This is a genomic window from Streptomyces sp. NPDC007088, from assembly GCF_042869355.1.
Lineage (GTDB): Bacteria > Actinomycetota > Actinomycetes > Streptomycetales > Streptomycetaceae > Streptomyces.
Genome location: NZ_JBIAFO010000006.1, coordinates 55,417 through 73,780, shown reverse-complemented (window position 1 = coordinate 73,780; position 18,364 = coordinate 55,417). Strand labels below are relative to the sequence as shown.

Genomic DNA, 18,364 nt, shown 5'->3' with positions numbered 1-18,364 from the left:
CGCCCGGGGCGGCCCGGTGCTTCGCCGGGGGTCAGCCGGTGTACGCCGCGAGGGCGCGGGTGAAGTCCCAGTTGCCCTGGGAGACTCCCGAGCAGGTGTCCGCGCCGCCACCGGTGCAGGGGCGGTCCCGGTTGACCGACCAGAAGGTCAGCCGGGCGAGGTGGTGCTGCTGGGCGTAGGCGGTCATGGTGCGGAAGTCGGCGACGGTGATGGTCTCGCCGACGTCGGTGATCCCGTTCATCGAGGAGATCCCCATGCGCTGGTACGCCTGGTCGTCGCTGTAGCCGTAGGCGTTCTTCACGGCCGTCTTGAGTCCCTCGGCGGCCCGGGTGGTGAGGGTCCCCATGTTCTGTCCGTTGCCGCCGAAGTTGAACGGCATGATGGTCCAGGCGTCGACGGTGAGACCGGACTGCGCGGCACGGTTGATGAGGCTCGTGTCGGGACCGTTCTGGCCGGTGCCGAAGGTGACGTACACCTTGAGGCCCGGGTTGTTGGCCTTGACGGTGCGCAGGGCGTCGACGGTGCGCTGCTGGACGGTGGCGCTGTCGTAGGCGGCGGCCTCGATGTCGATGTCGATGGCCTTGAGCCCGTAGGCGTCGACGACCTTCTGGTAGGCGCCGGCGAGCGCGCTCGCGCTGGTGCAGGAGCTCTCCAGCTTGTTGCCGCTCCAGCCGCCGAAGGAGGGCACGACGTCGCCGCCGGCCCCGCGCACGGTGTTGATCGTCTGCTGGTCCACTCCCCCGGTCAGCGGGCGGCTGCCGTCCCACTGGGGGTTGCAGGTGCCGTTGCTGAGGACGAAGGCGAGGGTGAACCACTTGACGCCGGTGGCGTTCATGACCGTGGTGGGGTTGGGCGGGCTGCCCCAGCCGTTGTAGAGGTACGGCGCGACGGCGGCGGGCGCTCCGGTGCCCGGGTTGCCGGGGTTGCCGCCGCCCGCGGCCGGCGCGGTCCACTTCTGGTTGCTCGCGCCGGTGCAGGTCCACAGCTGGACACGCGCGCCGTTGGCGGTGCTGCGGTCGACGACGTCGAGGCACTTGTCGGCCTGCGGGTTGACGATGTCACCGGCGGCGGACACGGTCCACTTCTGGTTGGCCCCGCCCGCGCAGTCCCACAGCTGGAGCCTGGCTCCGTTCGCCGTGCTGTTGCCGGTCACGTCCAGGCACTTGCCGAGCGCCCGCACCGTACCGTCGGCGCCCACGTTCCACTGCTGCGCGCTCGTCCCGTTGCAGTCGTAGAGCTGCACGGCCGTACCGTTCGCGGAGCTGGCCCCCGCGACGTCGAGACACTTGCCGCCGAGGCCCTTGATGGTCCCGGTCTCGGCCGAGGCGCCGGGAGCCTGGAGCACTCCGAGGGCGAGGACGGGGGCGAGGGCCACGGGCAGCAGCCGGACCAGGCGGGAGCCGCCCGCGCGTCTGAGGCGGGACCGGAGGCCGGTGGGGGGTACGGAGGTCATGAGACGGTCCACTTCTGGTTGGCGCCACCGGTGCACGTCCACAGCTGGGCGCGACTGCCGTTGGCAGAGGAGTTGTCGGTGACGTCCACGCACTTGTCCGCCTGGGGGTTGACGATGTCCTTGGCGGCGGTGACCGTCCACTTCTGGTTGGCCCCGCCCCCGCAGTCCCACAGCTGGAGCTTGGCGCCGTTCGCCGTGCTGTTGCCGGTCACGTCCAGGCACTTGCCGAGCGCCCGCAGGGTCCCGTCACTGTTGACGTTCCACTGCTGCGCGGCCGTCCCGTTGCAGTCGTAGAGCTGCACGGCCGAGCCGTTCGCGGAGCTGGCCCCCGCGACGTCGAGACACTTGCCGCCGAGGCCCTTGATGGTCTTGGCGCCACTGCCGGGGTCGGAGCCGCCGCCGTCGGTGGTGACGTGCACGTAGTCGACCACCAGTTGCTGCGGGAAGGTGGTGGAGCTGTTCGGGTCGCCGGGCCAGTAGCCGCCGACGGCCAGGTTCAGGATGACGAAGAAGGGCTTGTTGAAGACCCACTGCTTGCCACCGAGGTCGGCGGGGGTGCGCCGCTGGTAGACGTTGCCGTCCACGGACCAGCTGATGGAGTTGGGGCTCCAGTCGATCGCGAAGGTGTGGAAGGCGTCGGCGAAGGCGGCACCACCGGGCAGGCTGTAGCCGGCGCCGATGCCTCCCGAGCCGGAGTAACCCGGTCCGTGGATCGTCCCGTGCACGCTGGAGGGCTCGAAGCCGACGTTCTCCATGATGTCGATCTCGCCGGAGTTGGGCCAGCCGACCGAGCCGAGGTCGTTGCCGAGCATCCAGAACGCGGGCCACATGCCCTGTCCGCGCGGGAGCTTCATCCTGGCCTCGACGTGCCCGTACTGCGTGGTGAACTTGCCCGCCGTGTTGAGCCGGGCCGAGGTGTACTCACACCTCCCGTACCAGCACTGGTAGTTGTTCGGGTTCTCCTTGCGGGCGGTGATGACGAGGTGTCCCTGCCCGTCGAGGGCCGCGTTGTTGTTGCCCGCGGTGTAGTACTGCCGCTCGTGGTTGTTGACGTTGTCACCGGTCTCGACCTGCCACCGGGAGCCGTTGACAGCGGACCCCGCGGGCCCGTCGAAGTCCTCGGTGAAGGTCGCGGCAGCGGCGGCGGAAGGCGCGGCCACCGGAGCCTGGGCGGCTTCGGCGGCCACCGGGGTGAGCGCGGCGGCACCGAGACAGGCGGCGGCAGCCAGCCAGGTCAGCGGCCTGCGCCGCCAGGACGTGTGCATGGAGCATCACATCGCTTTCGTGGGGGGTGGCATGCTCATGACAGAACGCACCATGAAGTGAAGCCACGACGGAAACCGGGGGGCACGCTTCGTTCAACTGTTGACGCAGTCCTGATTCAAGAGCGAGCGCATGTGCCCGTCAAGACATTCGTCTGGACCAATTCGGGGCGGGCAGGCGGACGCGCGGCCCGGCGGGGCCGCCACCACGAGGGGCCCGACCGGAGGAGAACCGGTCAGAAGGCGTACCTGACGCGCAGCCACGGGGTGAGCTCGGCCATCAACTGCCGCAGGCGCGCGAGGGACTGGCGCTTGATCTCACGGCGGTAGCGCACGTTCAGGGCCCCGTTCCCGGAGCGCTTGGTCTCCTGGGCGGCCGGCTGCCACAACACCTCCTCCGCGCGGGGGTGCCAGCCCAGGTTCACCTCGTGCAGCGACTGGTTGTGGGTCAGCATGATGATCTCCGCGGCCGCCTGGGCCTTGACACGCGCGGGCAGGACGTCGTCGAGGTGGGTGAGCAGTTCGGCCCAGTCCCGCTGCCACCCCGGGCGCAGCACGACGGGTGAGAGGTTGAAGTGGACCTCGTATCCGGCGTCGAGGAAGTCGGCGGCCGCGGCGATCCGTTCGCCGACCGGGCTGGTACGGATGTCCAGGAGCCGCGACTCCTCGGGCGGCATGAGGGAGAAGCGCACCCGGGTACGGCCCCGCGGGTCGAGGGCGAGCAGGTCGGGGTTGACGAACTTGGTCGCGAAGGACGCCTTCGCCGTCGGCAGCCCGCGGAAGGCGGCGACGAGGTCGGCCGTGTTGTCGCAGACCAGGGCGTCGACGGAGCAGTCGCCGTTCTCACCGATGTCGTAGACCCACGCCCGCGGATCGCACTGGTTGGGGGCCGGCTTGGGCCCCTGAGCCCGGACGTGGCGCTTCACGTGGGCGACGATCGCCTCGATGTTGGTGAACAGCGTGATGGGGTTGGCGTAGCCCTTACGGCGGGGGACGTAGCAGTAGGCACAGGCCATCGCGCAGCCGTTCGAGGCGCCGGGGGCGATCCAGTCCGCGGATCTGCCGTTCGGGCGTGTCACGAGCGTGTGCTTGACCCCGAGGACGAGCGTCTCGGTCTTGACACGGACCCAGCGGGCGATGTTGCCGTCGTTGCCGTGGAGAGAGGGAATGCCCCAGTGGCCGGCGACCTCGGTCACGCGCACCCCTGGCAGCCGGGCCATGATCTGCCTGCCGCGCGGGGAGTCGAGGGCCGCGGGCTCCGCGTACACCTCACGCACGTCGAGCAGCCGGCGCGCCTGCGGGCTGTCCCGGAACGCCCCGTGCGACGCGCCTCCGGCCGAGGGGCTGTCCGGCCACTCGAAGAGCGCCTGCTGCCCGGTCCCCTCCGGGGCGGGCGCGGTTCCGTCCGGGGCGGGTCCGGTTCCGTCCGGGGCGGGTGCGGTTCCGTCCGGGCCGGGCGTGGTCCCCTCCGGCACGGGTCCGGTCACCGGCTCCTCCACACGCTCTGCCTTTCTCTCACCCGGCTTGCGGGCCCGGCCTTCGGGACCGGCCTTCGCCGCGTACCGATGCCGGCGAGGTCGTACCGGCGGCCGTACGCGCCCGCCGCGGAGCACGCGCCCTCCGGCTCACCTCACGACGAGGCCGGGTCGTGCCCCCAGTTCATGAGGGAGTACCGCCACCGGCTCTCCGTGATGTCACCGGAGGGCCGCTGCCCGAGGTGCCGGTGTACGTAGCCGACCACCTTGCGCATGTGCGCGAGGTCGTCCTCGGTCAGCTCACCCTTCTTCTTCGCCAGCAGCTCCACTATGCGGCGCCCTGACGCGTGCCCCACGCTCTCACCCGAACCGTCGGACTGCCCCACACTCCGTGACGCGTCCGTGGCCAGCCATTCCCTCAGCTCCTTCGGACTCATGTTGACGGCCTCGTGGAACTCCCCGACCGTGTCCTCACCGGTCCCGTCGTTTTTCCCGCTCATGAGCCGCCACCCTCCTGGTCACCCCCACCGGACTCCCCCTTCGCCGTGATCCGCACGGCGTCCCTCCGCTCCGGCCGGGGGGATCACGGGGGTCTCTCCGGCCCGGGAGATCACGCCGCTCCCCATCGTCCCGCCCCTGAGGGCTCCACGCATTCCGGCCGGAGGACCCCTCCCGCCTCCCCCGAGTCCTCCAGCCACGATGTGTACGCGGTCGGTCGCGCTCCGGACGCGGCGACAGCCCCGGTCAGAGCGACGTCCTCCAGCGGCGGGCTCGGCCGCTCCGCAATCCACCCTGGTGTCCCCACACGTCCCTTGGATAGCGTTGATCCGGTTGAGCTGTTTCCCGCCTCGACCGAGTCGCCCCTCGCGGGGGACTCCGGGTGCGCCGCCCGGCCCGTTGAGGGCCTCCCGTACCGCGTTCGCGCGCTTGGGCCGCCGACGAGGACACGACCGGACGCCACCGGCAGAGGAAGGGGAGCGGGGGACAGGAAAGGGAACGGGGAGCGGGGGAACAGTGAGCGACCTGTCGGTCGACTACGCGGTGCTGAACCGCGTGCGAAACAACCTGGAGCACATAGCCGAGCTGATGAAGAGGCCCGGCCGGGAGATGGAGCAGGTCAACGGCGACTCGATGGGGGTGCCCGAACTCGCCGGACGCATGGACGACTTCGGTGACGAGTGGTCGTACGGGATCAAGCAGCTCACGAAGTTCTCCGGGAAGGCTTCCCAGGCGCTGCTGAAGATCAAGGAGTCCTTCGAGAAGCTGGACCACGAACTCGCCGAGGCGAACAGGGGCCAGGGCAAGGGCGACGCCGAGAGGGCCGGGAAGTAGCCATGGCCGAAGCGGAGCTGGAGAAGTTCCCGGGCCTGGGCTTCGTCCCCTGCCCCGGTGACTCCACGACAGCCGACGACGTGGCCCGGACGGTCCGCAGGACGGCGAAGGCGCTGAACGAGATCTGCCAGGTGCTGCACGGCACCGGGGCGGGCGACTGGAGCGGGAAGGCCGCGGAAGCCTTCCGGGAGAAGTTCGACGACGAGTTCCGGCCACGCATGGACGACGCCCGCGACTCCTTCGCCAAGGCCGCCACCGCCCTGGAGGACTGGGCGTCGTACATGGAGCGCAAGCAGAAGGAGGCCGCGAAGCTGGAGGTCCGGGCGGCCGAGGCCAACGCGCGGCTGGGCAGGGCGTACGAGAAGGCCGACAGGCTCGGCCACGCCGGCCAGGACACCAAGAAGGCCGAGGACCACCGGGACGAGGTCCAGGACGCGAACCGGGCGGTGAACTCCCGGGAACTGGAGCTGGAGGAGATCCGACGCGAAGGCCACCGGATGGCCAAGAGCTACCAGGAGTACGGCAAGGACGTCGCCGCACGCCTCAAGACCGCCATGGACATCGCTCCGGACGAGCCCGGCCTGTGGGACAGGCTCGGCAGCGCCATCGAGGGTCTCGGTGAGGCTCTGGCCGATCTGCCCGGACGGGTAGGCGACCTGCTGGCCGACGTCGGCGGCTGGATCAAGGCCCACGCCGACTGGATCACCGTCGCCGCCTCCGTCGTGGGCGTCATCGCCGTCTTCTGCCCGGTGCTGGCCCCGCTGGCCATCGGGCTGAGCGCCGTCGCCTTCCTGGCGCACGCCTCCTCCTACGGGGTGAGCGGACTGTTCCCGCCCACCGGTGAACGCATCGGCAACTGGCTCACCCTGGGCGGCGACGCGCTCGGCATGGTGCCCGGGGTCGGTGCCGCGAAGTCCGGGATCACGGCGGGGTTCAAGGCCGGACGGGCGACCGAAGGCGCCGTCGCGGGCACCAGAGTCGGTATCAGGACAGCCGGTACGGTGACGAAGAACGTCATCAAGAGCGCCGACCCCGTCGCCGCGGTGATCGACAAGCCGGTGATGGCCGTGGCCACGAGACTGGGCGTGTCGCGCGGCGCCGCCCTGACCGCCACCGAGGGAATCCAGGCCGCCGCCTCGCTCGCCTGGACCGCCCCCACCGCGCTCAACGCCTACGCCACGAGCACCGGCCGGTACGACGCCGCCACCTGGGGCACCGGCGTGGCCAACGTCGCCACCGGCACCGGCGGCGGCAGGTTCGGCGGGCTCGTCGCCATCGGCAGCGCCGTGGGCCTGGGCGCCTGGGAGCTGACGGACTGATGAGCCCCTCCCCCGCGCCGACGGCGCAGGACTCCCCCCGGGCCGCCGCCCGCGTCACCGTCCAGCCCGACCTCTGGTTCGAACTACCGCCCGGCTACATGGAGTTCGACCTCGCCGAGGAAGCGGAGGCGCGCATGCTGAGGATGGCTGACGCGACCGCCGCCCTCTTCGCCACCGCCACGCCCGAGCAGAGGTTCAGCCTCGTCGTGTCGGGCGAGTACATCCTGCGGACGATGGTCGAGGCGGGCGCCGAGCACGTCTCCAGTTGCTTCCTGCGCATGGATGACGGGGAGCTGTCCCAGGGCACGCTGTGCGTACTCGTCGAGAGCCCGGACGGCGGACCGCGGAGCCAGGACCGGCAGGGAACGGCCCGGCGCACCGCCGGGCGCTGGCGCGAACTGCACCCGGACGCCGAGACCGGGCTGGTCATGCTTCCGTACGGTATCGCCGCCCTCTGCATACGGGACCAGGAACTGCGCGTACCCGGCGCGCTGTTCGGCCTGGACGACCCCGTCCCGGCCACGGTCCGGCAGCTGCAACTGTGCCTCCCGCTGCGGACCGGCCCCGGATCGGCCCTCCTCGTCTTCACGACCGAGGACGTCGCGCACTGGCCCGAGCACCTGGAGGTGCTCATCGGCGTCATGAAGTCGCTCGCGGCGGACGAACCGCGGGGACGCGGGGACGACGAACCGGACCCGGACGGTCCGGCCGCCGGTGGGGACGGTCCGGCTGCCAGTGGGGACGGTCCGGCTGCCAGTGGGGACGGTCCGGCCGGCAGAAGAGACGGCCCGACCGAGGGAAGAACGGAGAAGCGGGAATGAACGGTGCTGCCGAGGACGAGGCGCGAAGGACCCGCGCGCGCCACCCCGTCCCGCTCGCGGTGCTCACCGGCTGCTACGTACTCGCCGCGATCGTGGGCCTGTTCCTCCTGGCCGACCGGCTCGGGCCCGCTGCGCTGGTGCCCCTGTGGATCGCGCACGGCGTACTCCTCGTCCTGCTGATCCGGAAGCTCGGCGCCCGGGAGTCCAGCACGTACGCGGCGCTGTTCGTCGTCGCCGCCTCGCTGATGTCCGTGTACGTCGCCGCGATGGCCCGCGACGATCTCACGCTCCAGCAGCGCGGGGAGAGGGTCACGGCCACGGTGGTCAAGAAGTGGCGCGACCCCGCCGAGGGACGCAAGGCCCGCGACTACAACTACACGCTGGAGCACCAGGACGGCACCCGGGTACCGGGCCCGGCCCTGAAGACACCGTCCGACCGCTACGGCCTCGGCGGGGAGGTGACGGTGATCGAGGACCCGCGAGGCGCGCTGCGCCCCCGCACCCCGGGCCAGGCGGACGCGAGGGGCGAGGCGCTCGGATCGGGCGCCTTCGCCCTCGCCGCCCTCGGCGCGGTCGGCTGGATGACCTGGCGCGGCTCGGACACCGCGAGGCGCCGCCGCCGCACCGCGAAGCCCTCGGCCGGCACACGCGAGGCGAACGCGGCCGTCACCGGAGGACGCCCCTCCCGGGAGGAACAGGAGGACAAGCTCCGCGAGGCCCTGCGCACCCACCCCGCCGACCGCCACGGCTACATCAAGGTGCGACCCGAGGACCACCCCGACCTGACCCAGCGGCGCGCCGCCCGGATCGCCTGGGAAACGGGCCTGCGCGCGGAGGCGACGGGCGACCGGGGCTCCTGGCGCTTCGGGGAGACCGTGATCGAGGAGGTCCCGCACGACTGAGCGGCCTCGCTGTGGACGGGGGCCGCACAGCCGTCCGCCCCGGCGCCTCGCCTGTGCCCGGCGAGGCCGGACCGGTCACGGCCCGCCCCGGCACCGGAGGCCGGGCGGCGCGCACCTCCCGGTCGGGTCACTCATGGAGCCTCTCGTCGCGAGGCGACCCGTCCGGCGGGGCGGCTGGGACGCCGGTGCTCATTCGCTGAGGTACTCGGTTGCAGCTCAGCTGCTCAGCAGCTCAGCAGCTCAGCAGCTCAGCAGCTCACGGTACGAGCGCTCGCGCAGCGGCATGAGGGGGCGGACGTTCACGTACCCAGGGCCTCCCCGCGCGACTTCGCGACGCGCGCGCGGGTCAGCCGGTGGGCGGGCGAATACGGCGACGGCGAATCCAGCGACGGCGAACCCGACGACGGCGAACGCGACGGGAAGACCATCGGCCGACGCTAGGCCGGTTCCGTGGACCGCCGGTGTGAACCCGGACGGTGGTCCCGGTCCCCGGCCGTCTCCCCGCCACCCTCATCGCCCGAGATCCCGAGATACCGAGATCCCGTGACGCGGAGCGCGCGGAAGGAAACGACGCGGAGCGCGCGAGAGGGAACGCGGAAGGGAACCCTGAGAGGGGCGGTCCGGGCGCGGTACGCCTTCGACGCCACCCCGCACGCGGAGCGTTTCGTCCCTGCCGGGGAAACCGGCGAGCCTACGGCGGTCCCCCGCCTCCGCGGTACACCGTCGGCAGCTCCGAAAGGGGGAGTACGAGTCCTCCAACAGGCGCTCCTCTCCCGGTGCCGGGATCGGTGACTGAAGCTGGAGCCACCCAGGGCCAACCCCCCAAGGACGAAGGAAGTCCCCATGGACATCTCCACCCGAACGGTCTTCATCCCCGGCGCCACCTCGGGTATCGGTCTGGCGCTCGCCCAGCGGCTGCAAGCGGCGGGCAGTACGGTCGTGATCGGGGGGCGTCGTACCGCGTTGCTCGATCAGCTGGCCGAGGAGCACGGCTTCGCCACCGTCCGTATCGACACCGCCGACCCGGCGTCCGTCCGCACCGCCCGCGATCAGGTGATCGCCCGGCACCCGGAGCTCGACACACTCATCGCGATGGCCGGGATCATGGTCGCCGAGGACATCCGCACCCCGGAGTTCCTCGCCACGGCGGAGGACACCGTCATCACCAACGTGCTCGGCCCGATCCGGCTCGTCGCGGCCTTCACCGAGCACCTGCAGACCCGGCCCGAGGCGGCGATCGTCACCGTCTCGTCCGGGCTCGCGCACACCCCCCTGGCGGCCTTCCCGAGCTACAACGGGTCCAAGGCGTTCATCCACCAGTTCACCGAGACCATCCGCCTGCAGTTCGCCGGGTCCTCCGTAAGGGTCGTGGAGCTCGTCCCGCCGGGCGTCCGCACGGAACTCACCCCGGGACAGACCGAGTTCGAGGGCTTCCTCCCGCTGGACGCGTTCGCCGACGAGGTCATCGCGCTACTGCGGGCGCAGCCGGACCCGACCGAGATCCTCGTCGAGGCCGTCAAACCGATGCGGTTCGCCGAGGTCAACGGCGCCTACGACCAGATGGTCGCCGCCGTCAACCCGGGCCTCTGACACCTGCCGCCACCACAAGCAGGCCCGGTGGGCGGCGGACACCCCGTCACCTGGCCGTCCCCACCGGCTCGACGGCCGACGAGCCACCGCGCCCCGGGTCCCGGGCCCCCGGCCTCCCGCGACACGTCGACCACTTGGCCGACTCCGGCGCGCTGTCGCAGTACAGCGCCCCGGGTGGAGTGGGGCACCGCACCTCCCCATGTAATCAAGTTTGACTACCGCTCCAACGCGCATTACCTTGCCTCGGCGGACAGTAGTCAAGCTTGACCACTTGAGCGGAGGAGACGCATGACCGACGCGATCGATGCCGAGGGCGTACGGAAGAGATACGGGGAGAAGGCCGCTCTGGACGGACTGGACCTCCGGGTGGGACACGGCACCGTGCACGCCCTGCTCGGCCCGAACGGCGCGGGCAAGACGACGACGGTCCGCGTCCTGACCACGTTGCTGCGGCCGGACGCGGGCCGCTTGACGGTCGCCGGGTACGACGTGGTGACGCAGGCCGACCGGGTGCGGTCAAGCATCGGACTCCTCGGCCAGCACGCGGCGCTCGACGAGGAGCTCGGCGGCCGGCAGAACCTGGAGATGTTCGGCCGACTCCACCACCTCGGCGCCCGGCGGGCCCGCGCCCGCGCCGAAGAACTGCTGGAACGGTTCGGGCTCACCGACACCGGCGCCAAGCAGGTCAAGCGGTACAGCGGCGGCATGCGGCGGCGGCTCGACCTCGCCACCTCGCTGATCACGCGGCCGGAGGTGCTCTTCCTCGACGAGCCGACCACCGGGCTCGATCCGCACGGCCGGGCGGAGGTCTGGGCCTCGGTGCGCTCACTGGTCGACGGCGGCACCACGGTGCTGCTGACCACCCAGTACCTGGAGGAGGCCGACCAACTCGCCCACCGGATCTCGGTGGTCGACCGCGGGCGCGTCATCGCCGACGGCACCGCCGACGAGCTGAAGGCACGTACCGGCGGCGACCGCGTCGACGTCGTCCTGCGCCACGCGGCCCAGTTGACCGCCGCGGTGGCCCTGATGCCCTTCGCCGCCGCCGACGTCACGGTGGACGCCGACCGCCGGCGGTTCAGCGCGCCCGTGACCGACCGGATGAGCGCGCTCACCCAAGTGGTGCGGGCGCTTGAGTCGGCGGGCATCGAGGCGGAGGACATCGCCGTGCGCAGGCCCACCCTGGACGAGGTGTTCCTACGACTGACGGCACGCTCCGAGAAGGCCCCGGCGCCGGACGCGCCCCGGGCCGGGGAGGCGGTATGAACGCGGTGGGCACGACGAACGAGGTGCGCGGGAGCGGCGGCGGCGGTCTCGCCCTCGCGCTGAGCGACTGCTGGACGATGACGCGGCGGGAACTCGCCCACTGGGGCCGGCAGCCGGTGCGGGTGGCCGTCGGCGTGGCCTTCCCCGTGATGATCCTGCTGATGTTCGGCTACCTGATCGGCGGCGGCCGTGACGTGGGCGGCGACTACATCGACTATCTGGTGCCCGGCATCCTCGCGCTGACCATGGCCTTCGGCCTGGAGAGCACGGTGCTCGCGCTCACCCAGGACCTCAACAAGGGCGTGATCGACCGGTTCCGGTCCATGCCGATGGCCAACGGCGCTGTGCTGGTGGGCCGTTCCGCGGCGGACATGCTGCAGTCCGCCGTGAGTCTCGCCGCGATGACCGGCGTCGGATACGCGATCGGCTGGCGGGCGCACACGACGGCGGAGGGGTTTCTCGGCGCCTTGGGCCTCCTGCTGCTGTTCCGGTTCGCGATGCTGTGGATCGGCATCTACCTGGCCCTGCTGGCCGGGAAACCGGAGATGGTGCAGGCCGTGCAGATCCTGATCTGGCCGGTGGGCTTCCTCTCCAACGCCATCGCGACCCCCACGTCCATGCCGGACTGGCTGGGCACCGTGGTGCTGTGGAGCCCCATGTCCCGGACCGCGACGGCGGTACGGGACCTGTTCGGCGGCGTCGACGGCGCGTCCGGGCACGTCCTGACGGCCGTCCTCTGGCCGACGGCACTGTTCGCCGTCTTCTTCCCGCTGGCCCTGCGCCGTTTCGCCCGGCTCAGCCACTGACCCCCGTCCCCCTCACCGGCCGACGCCCCACTCCTCCCCCGCCCCGGCGGTGACGGAGGCGGCCGCGCTCCCGCCGGGCCCCGACGGGGGCCGGCGGGGGCCGGCGTGGAGCTGTCCAACCCGCACTCCCGTGTCCCGCGGATACCCCCGCCGCACGAGCCCCGTCCGGCACACTAGCCGAACGGTGGATGGGGTCGGTACACAGCGAAAGCGGCAGGTCACGCGCCCCGTTGACGTGGGTGATGATCTCGGCGGTGACGGACGCGGCCGTCTCCTCGGACATACGGGCTTCCAGGCCGCGGCTTATGGGCGACACGGCGGGGCCAGTCGCTATACCTCGATGACGGCCCGCCGCGGAAAGCGTGGGCGTTTGTCGTGGGCACGATTTGTCGTGAGTACGACAGGAACCCGTCAGGTCAACGTGGCCGGCGAGCAGGCGCCCCAGGGAGCCCGTGCTGTCGGTCGATCAACCTCGGCAGGTCCTGACCTGCGCCACGCCCCCCTGGCACCCATCAGGAGAGACGTCGAATGAGCGTCACGGGCGTCGTCTCAGCGGCAAGACATCGCCCGTAACGCCCACACTGCGCATAAGGCGCAAGCGCAAAAGTCCGGGTCAGGCACCCTTCGCGACGGGTTCAAGGATCGCCACGCACTCCACGTGCCGCGTCATAGGAAACACGTCACATCACGAGGGACATGGCATACCTGCAGGTCAGGTACCAGTTTTCGACCTGCCAAGGGAGCCTTCGGGTGCTGTGAGCGTCAAATGAGCGTCACTACAGGCCGGAGAAGCTTCTTCACGTAGTGGCTTCGACCAGGTCTGCCGACAGGGCGTCGGCCGGTGGCCGTCGCACCGCCCGTAGGCGCAGGCGAACGGGCTCACGTCACCCTCGGCCACGCCGTTCCGGTCCGTAGGGGCTCCATCCCCTGAGGTGTGGTTCCAGCTCCTCCGGCGTGGGTTCACGTGTGTGGGGCATGCCGGGAAGTCCAGTCAGAGGGTCCACCGCCTCTGCATATGCCCTTGCCCACTCCAGCCAGCGTCGGGCTGAGTCCAGTGCCGGCTCGTCCGCGGTGCCAGCCAGTTCCTGGATACGGCGTTCCAACGCCATGCAGTACGCGTTGAGGGCGGCTGCTTCCTGCCACCCCCTGGCCTCTTCACCCAGCACATGGGCAAGCTGTTCGCGAACAGCTTGTTGCTTCGCCACAGCCAAGGCCGTCTCCCAGCGAACCTCACGTTCTGCCTTGGCCTGCTGTTCATCCTGCCGACGCTGAGTGTCCTCGGCGGCTCGCGTTTCAATCTCCCCGAGGATCGAACCCAGGGCTTCTTCGAGTGTCCTGCTCTTCCTATCCCGCCAGCGACCGAGCCTGTCTCCGAGACCATGGGCGAGCTCCAAGACGAGACGGGCAGAGCGCTCCGGATTCGTGGACTCTGGGAACTCCTGCCTAGCGGAGACGGTGTACGCGAAGCCGTCGACAGCGACGTCCACTCCCCCCTCGCGCGGGTGAAAAGCGGACCTCGCCTTCCACACCTCGTACCCTCGCCGTACTGCCTCAGCCGCGAGCCCCTGCAGCAGCAGAAGCGACCTGCGGCGCAACGAAGGTGGCATCGCCAGCCGACTTTCATCGTCTTTGAGCTTCGCCACCGCCGGATGTAGATTTCCCAGACGTGCGGGGACTGGTATTGGTTCTCCGGCTGCCTTCGGCCGCTGGCTCCGCGCGTTGGGATGCGGGCCGTCAGCAAGGAAAAGCTCCAGTCCCGGCCCACTGTAAGGGACCTTCTCGATACGTCGGCCCGCCGGCTCCATGCCGTGGCGCTTCGCGTAATTGATGACGCGCCGCCACTCCGCGACCTCGTCGTGATCCGGCTCAGAGATCCGCACGCGCCCCTCGGTGACGAGCCGCTCGATCAGCTCTTGCGCCTTCTTCCGCCTGGCACGCGCGACGGGCCGCTCGCTATAGGGCGACCGAGGCTGCGCAAGCTTCGTCGGCTCACCGCCGTCAGCAACCACAGAGTTGTCGTCGATCATCAGGAAGCAACGATCCCGCATTACAGCGGTCGAATGCCAGCCGCTTGACACAAGCGTCGAACGGTCTCGTCGACAGCGGAACCCTCGGGGAGCCTCATGCGACGGTGCCATTCCGGCCGCTCACCCGTGCACCCGCGTACGCCTTCGCCCCGTCCACTGTGGACGGGGCGAAGAAAACTCATGCAGCGATGGTGAGCGGGGACTCCATGCGTTCCCAGGCGCCGAGCACGGCCTTGTGGGCGTCTGGCTGGAGATGGGCGTAGCGCTGGGTGGTCTGGAAGCTCTCGTGGCCGAGGAGGTGTTGGACCTCGTAGAGGGAGACGCCCTGCTGTACGAGCCATGAGGCGCAGGTGTGGCGCATGGAGTGCGGCGGGTAGTGCGGGACGAGCTGCTGCTCGCCGTCATCGTTGAAGTAGTAGGCGCTGTCGACGGTCGGCCACCATGTCTGCCGTCTCCAGTTGCCGTCGTTGAGGAGGCGGCCGGCCCGGCCCTTGGTGAGGGTGGTGAAAACTACCGCGTCACGGTCGAGGCGGTGGATGTGGCGCTCCAGCGCCTCCAGGACGTGTGGCGAGAGCGGTACCTCGCGGCGGCTCTTGGAGCTCTTGGGGTACTCCTTGATGCCGCTCTTGGTGTTGACCTCGACGACGAACAGGCGGGAGCGACGCTGGTCGATGCGGTGGCGGTGCAGCCCGGAGAGCTCGCCCCAGCGCAGCCCGGTGTAGAAGCCGAGCAGGCACATCGTCCGCCACACGATGGGGAGCTCGTCTAGCAGGCTCTGCGCTTGGTCGAGCGTGAACCACTGCGGCGGTTTGACGGCGATCTGGGGCAGGTCGATGCTGCGGCAGGGGCTCACCGCGATGACGTCGTCGTCGACGGCCGCGCGCATGATGGAGGACGTCAGGTTGTAGGCCCGCTTGATGGCCGCGGCCCCAGCGCCCTTGTCAATCAGGGAACGGATCCAGCTCTGTACATCCATGCGGGTGATGGCTCGCATCTCCCAGTCGGCCCAGTAGGGCATGACGTGGTTCTTGATACTCGACCCGTCTCCCCGGAGGGTGTGAGGCTCGACGACGCGGGCGTCCCACCACCGGTCGTGCCAGTCACGGAAGGACGTTTCGCCGACCCGTGGGTCGCGCAGTCCCCCTCGGGCGAACTGGGTCTCCATCTCCAGTCCCCAGGCACGCGCCTGCGTCTTGAGGGGAAACGATTCGCTGAACCGGTCACCGAGCCGATTGCGAACCGTCGCCTGCCAGTTGCCGGTCTTCAACTTGCGTAGGTACAGCCCAACTCCTCATGTCAGTATGGAAGGCCCCTCTCGCGGGCCGGGATCAGCGGCGCGGTCTCGGTGCGGCGACGACGCGGCTGGAGATGAACTCGTCGAGTCCGGCGGCGGGGACGCGGATTCGCGAGCGGCCTGTGCCGGTGCGCAGATCGACGACTGGAAGGTCACCTACGGCGATGAAGCGGTAGACCGTACGGCGGTCGACGTCCAGAACGGCGGCGACGGCAGGGATGGACAGCAGGCGTGCAGGCATGGGTGAGTCCTTGACGGGGGCGCAAAGGGATGCGGCGGCGAGGCTGCCGCCAAGCCAGTCCAGTCCGTGGCGAAGGCCGCAAGCCCGGTCAGGGCGGGGCGTAGCACGTCGCGGGACGGCAGGGCTCCTGCGCACAGGAGCCAGGCAGAACTCTCTCGGCGGCGAACCGGAGGGCGTGGGGAAATGGGTCGCGGATGGCGGCGCTCCGCTGATCTGCCGAAGCGCCGCCCGGTTCATCGGTCAGTCGGCTCTTTTTGCAGGCGAGTCACCTGAGCAAGGCGCTCCCAGTCGATCTCTGTCGCTTCGAGACGGAAGCAGTACGGATAGCGAAGCGCCAGCCAGGCCGGAGACACTCCAGCGAGCTCGGCCACCGTGGCGACATCGATGCCCAGCCTCAGCCATCGCACTAGGGAAGACTCCCGCAGGATGTCGACGGGCTCCCCCAACCGCCAGGCAAGCAGCTCGTCATGGGGCAGCACGGCCTCTTGCGCCTGTTCCCACAGCCCCATGTATGCATCTATCGAGAGTCGCCCACCACGCGTGCCGGGGAACAACAGATCATCCTTTTGGAGACCGGCATCGTTGATCCACCCCCGCAGGAACATGGCGAACCCCGGTCGCAGCGGAACCACTCGAGCCCGCCCTCGATAGCAAGCCGTCAGCTCACCAGAACCACCCGAACGAAGTACCACATCGCGAACACGCAGGGATCGCGCTTCACTCGGACGGAGTGCCCCCTCGGCCAGGGTGACCAGGAAGGGATATACCGAGCGACCGCCGCCCGCCTGCTGGCGTATCCAATCCAATAGCGAAAGAACTTGCCCCTCGGAAAGTATCCATTCTTCATCCAATGCATCGACCAGCACAGCAGTGAACTCCTTGCGGGAATAAGGGATCTGTCGCACGCGGATCGCTCGACAACAACAATCGTCCACACGATCCCCGGTTTCGGTAACCGGGGATCCCGTGCTACAAAGGCAGGGGTCCGCCCATCAACCCGTGCGGGATTTGCCGTCACTCCACACCGACTAGACGCACCCGCGGCTAACCCGCCTACACCTAGGTTCACTTGAACCAGCCGCACTAATCCAGTCCGTTGCCGACCCAATACGTCTGCCGTCGGCGAACCATCCCTGGAAGCAGCATTCACTGCGCAAAGCGCGCCAAAACGGAACAAATAGGCACCCCGGATGAACGAATAGAGCAGGTGCCTTCTAAGCACCTGCTCCTTCCTATTCAGCGATCGGGTCGGCACAGACCGCCGTCCAGACAGCGCTTCGACACCCTGTACCGGGGTCGCCGATGGGCGACGAACGGAAGTCGTGATCTGCTGCGGCGTCACCACCGACTACGGGTCAGGGCCGAACGTCTTACAGTCCCAATCGCGCGCAACACGCTCCTGACCGTACGGCCCGTGCCCTGGCCGGTCCCGGCAGTGTCGCCGGAGGGCGTCGTCACGGCCCCACGGTAAAAGGCGGACCGGGGGCGGCGATGTCGCCGCGATCATTCTGGTCAACGGGGTTCGACTGTCAGACCGAGGTTTTAGTGTGGAACGGTGACTTCAGACGTCAGCAAGGTCTCAAGCGAAGAGGCAGCACTATCTGTAGAGGAGACCATCCTCGGGCAGACTGCCTGGTTCCTTCATGAGCGAGGAGACGTTCAGGCGGCAGCCCTTCTACTGGATGTTGAAGGAATCGAGTGGTCTCCCGGCAACAGGTTCGGCGACTGGATGGATGCCCGCCTTCTGGTTCCCGGATGGCTGATGGACCGGTTCTCTGAGGACTTGCTTGCGCGGATCCGGGACGCCCTCCTGCCGATCGCTGAACGGAACGGCGTCGAAGCACACTCTGTCTACGTCGGGCCAGCGCTACCAGACGTGGCCGCGGACTGGAGGTCAGCTCTTCAGGGGCGGCTCACCGCCGACACCACAACGAACCACGCCGCGCGTGTCACCGATCCGAAACCGGAACTGCGACGCGACGGATTCGTTTTTGACTCCCGCGCGGAGGTACGGGTCTATGAGGCGCTCAAGCGCGCCCAGGCTGCCCTCCCCGCCGATGCCACCATCTCCATCTTTCCTCTGCCGCTGGGACGCGTAGGAGTCGGCAACACATGGACACCCGACTTCCTAGTCGTTCGCGAAGGCAGAGCGGGCCTGATCGAGGTCGACGGACCCCATCACCGCGGCCGACTGGCGGCTGACGGGACCAGGGATCGGCACTGGCGGAACAGCGGGTTCGTTCACATCGAACGAATCCTGGTGGAAGAGACGGCCAAGGACTCTGACCTGGACGCCCTGGTCAGAACGTTCCTCAAGCGGCTGCGCACACATTAGCCGTCCGTACTCGACTCCGTCCCGCATGTTTGTCGGGCACTCGGAGACTGTTGGGTCCGGCCCTCCGCCGGAAGGACCGGGCCCAGCGTGTGCGGCACGGTCAGCGGGCCCTGCGATCGATCAGGGGGCCGTGCCTCCAGCGGATCACGTCGCCCTCAGCTTGATGACCCCGTCCAACAGCGCGATGCGCAGCGTCATCAAGCTGAGGGCCGCGATGCTGCCCCAACCGATCGCCTCGTCC

Annotated in this window: 16 protein-coding genes; 8 read left to right on the top strand and 8 right to left on the bottom strand. The window is 69.6% G+C overall.

Translation table 11 applies throughout. The features are described 5' to 3' along the window. Window positions 1-31: 31 nt before the first annotated feature. The 4 genes from ACFYMP_RS11730 to ACFYMP_RS11715 form a co-directional block, all read right to left on the bottom strand. Window positions 32-1,453 carry a lectin gene (locus tag ACFYMP_RS11730; protein WP_388854475.1) on the bottom strand — a complete coding sequence of 474 codons (1,422 nt, stop codon included), beginning with the start codon at window positions 1,451-1,453 and terminating at the stop codon, window positions 32-34. Beyond that, window positions 1,450-2,718, bottom strand: a complete 1,269-nt coding sequence (locus ACFYMP_RS11725) for a ricin-type beta-trefoil lectin domain protein (RefSeq protein ID WP_388854472.1) — start codon at window positions 2,716-2,718, stop codon at window positions 1,450-1,452. Before ACFYMP_RS11725 ends, ACFYMP_RS11730 begins: the two co-directional genes overlap by 4 nt. Window positions 2,719-2,951: 233 nt before the next feature. Continuing rightward, window positions 2,952-4,202, bottom strand: coding sequence for a spore photoproduct lyase family protein (locus ACFYMP_RS11720; RefSeq protein ID WP_388854469.1), 1,251 nt, complete (start codon window positions 4,200-4,202; stop codon window positions 2,952-2,954). Window positions 4,203-4,345: 143 nt separating this feature from the next. Further along, on the bottom strand, window positions 4,346-4,690 hold the full coding sequence (locus ACFYMP_RS11715; protein ID WP_388854466.1) for a DUF3140 domain-containing protein: 345 nt from the start codon (window positions 4,688-4,690) through the stop codon (window positions 4,346-4,348). 514 nt (window positions 4,691-5,204) lie between these two features. Here ACFYMP_RS11715 and ACFYMP_RS11710 point away from each other — a divergent pair. The 7 genes from ACFYMP_RS11710 to ACFYMP_RS11680 all read left to right on the top strand — a co-directional run bounded on the left by ACFYMP_RS11710 (window position 5,205) and on the right by ACFYMP_RS11680 (window position 12,226). After that, window positions 5,205-5,522 (top strand): hypothetical protein, encoded by a 318-nt coding sequence (locus tag ACFYMP_RS11710; RefSeq protein ID WP_388854463.1) that lies wholly within the window; start codon window positions 5,205-5,207, stop codon window positions 5,520-5,522. A gap of 2 nt (window positions 5,523-5,524) precedes the next feature. Further along, window positions 5,525-6,841: a putative T7SS-secreted protein gene (locus tag ACFYMP_RS11705; RefSeq protein WP_388854460.1), complete on the top strand. Its 1,317-nt coding sequence runs from the start codon at window positions 5,525-5,527 to the stop codon at window positions 6,839-6,841. Continuing rightward, the gene (locus tag ACFYMP_RS11700; protein ID WP_388854457.1) at window positions 6,841-7,662 is read left to right on the top strand and encodes a hypothetical protein; all 822 of its coding nucleotides are present in this window, start codon (window positions 6,841-6,843) and stop codon (window positions 7,660-7,662) included. The genes ACFYMP_RS11705 and ACFYMP_RS11700 overlap by 1 nt, the downstream gene beginning before the upstream one ends. Beyond that, window positions 7,659-8,564 carry a hypothetical protein gene (locus ACFYMP_RS11695; protein ID WP_388854455.1) on the top strand — a complete coding sequence of 302 codons (906 nt, stop codon included), beginning with the start codon at window positions 7,659-7,661 and terminating at the stop codon, window positions 8,562-8,564. The genes ACFYMP_RS11700 and ACFYMP_RS11695 overlap by 4 nt, the downstream gene beginning before the upstream one ends. A gap of 843 nt (window positions 8,565-9,407) precedes the next feature. Further along, a complete protein-coding gene (locus ACFYMP_RS11690) occupies window positions 9,408-10,154 on the top strand; it encodes an SDR family oxidoreductase (protein ID WP_388854452.1) in 747 nt (248 codons plus the stop codon). 288 nt (window positions 10,155-10,442) lie between these two features. After that, window positions 10,443-11,420, top strand: coding sequence for an ATP-binding cassette domain-containing protein (locus ACFYMP_RS11685; protein WP_388854449.1), 978 nt, complete (start codon window positions 10,443-10,445; stop codon window positions 11,418-11,420). Next, window positions 11,417-12,226 carry an ABC transporter permease gene (locus ACFYMP_RS11680; protein ID WP_388854446.1) on the top strand — a complete coding sequence of 270 codons (810 nt, stop codon included), beginning with the start codon at window positions 11,417-11,419 and terminating at the stop codon, window positions 12,224-12,226. The genes ACFYMP_RS11685 and ACFYMP_RS11680 overlap by 4 nt, the downstream gene beginning before the upstream one ends. Before the next feature lie 884 nt (window positions 12,227-13,110). On the opposite strand, the gene ACFYMP_RS11675 is transcribed toward ACFYMP_RS11680, so the two are convergent. From ACFYMP_RS11675 to ACFYMP_RS11660, 4 genes are all read right to left on the bottom strand, one after another. Continuing rightward, complete coding sequence (locus ACFYMP_RS11675) at window positions 13,111-14,253, bottom strand: hypothetical protein (protein ID WP_388854443.1); 1,143 nt, start codon at window positions 14,251-14,253, stop codon at window positions 13,111-13,113. 178 nt (window positions 14,254-14,431) lie between these two features. Further along, complete coding sequence (locus ACFYMP_RS11670) at window positions 14,432-15,520, bottom strand: tyrosine-type recombinase/integrase (RefSeq protein WP_388854440.1); 1,089 nt, start codon at window positions 15,518-15,520, stop codon at window positions 14,432-14,434. Between the two features lie 61 nt (window positions 15,521-15,581). Next, window positions 15,582-15,788, bottom strand: coding sequence for a helix-turn-helix domain-containing protein (locus tag ACFYMP_RS11665; RefSeq protein WP_097873668.1), 207 nt, complete (start codon window positions 15,786-15,788; stop codon window positions 15,582-15,584). 233 nt (window positions 15,789-16,021) lie between these two features. Then, entirely contained in the window at window positions 16,022-16,654 is a 633-nt protein-coding gene (locus ACFYMP_RS11660) for a tyrosine-type recombinase/integrase (protein WP_388854436.1), read from the bottom strand. Window positions 16,655-17,343: 689 nt separating this feature from the next. Between ACFYMP_RS11660 and ACFYMP_RS11655 the strand changes: the two genes are divergently transcribed. Continuing rightward, on the top strand, window positions 17,344-18,123 hold the full coding sequence (locus ACFYMP_RS11655) for a hypothetical protein (RefSeq protein WP_388854433.1): 780 nt from the start codon (window positions 17,344-17,346) through the stop codon (window positions 18,121-18,123). Window positions 18,124-18,364: the final 241 nt, after the last annotated feature.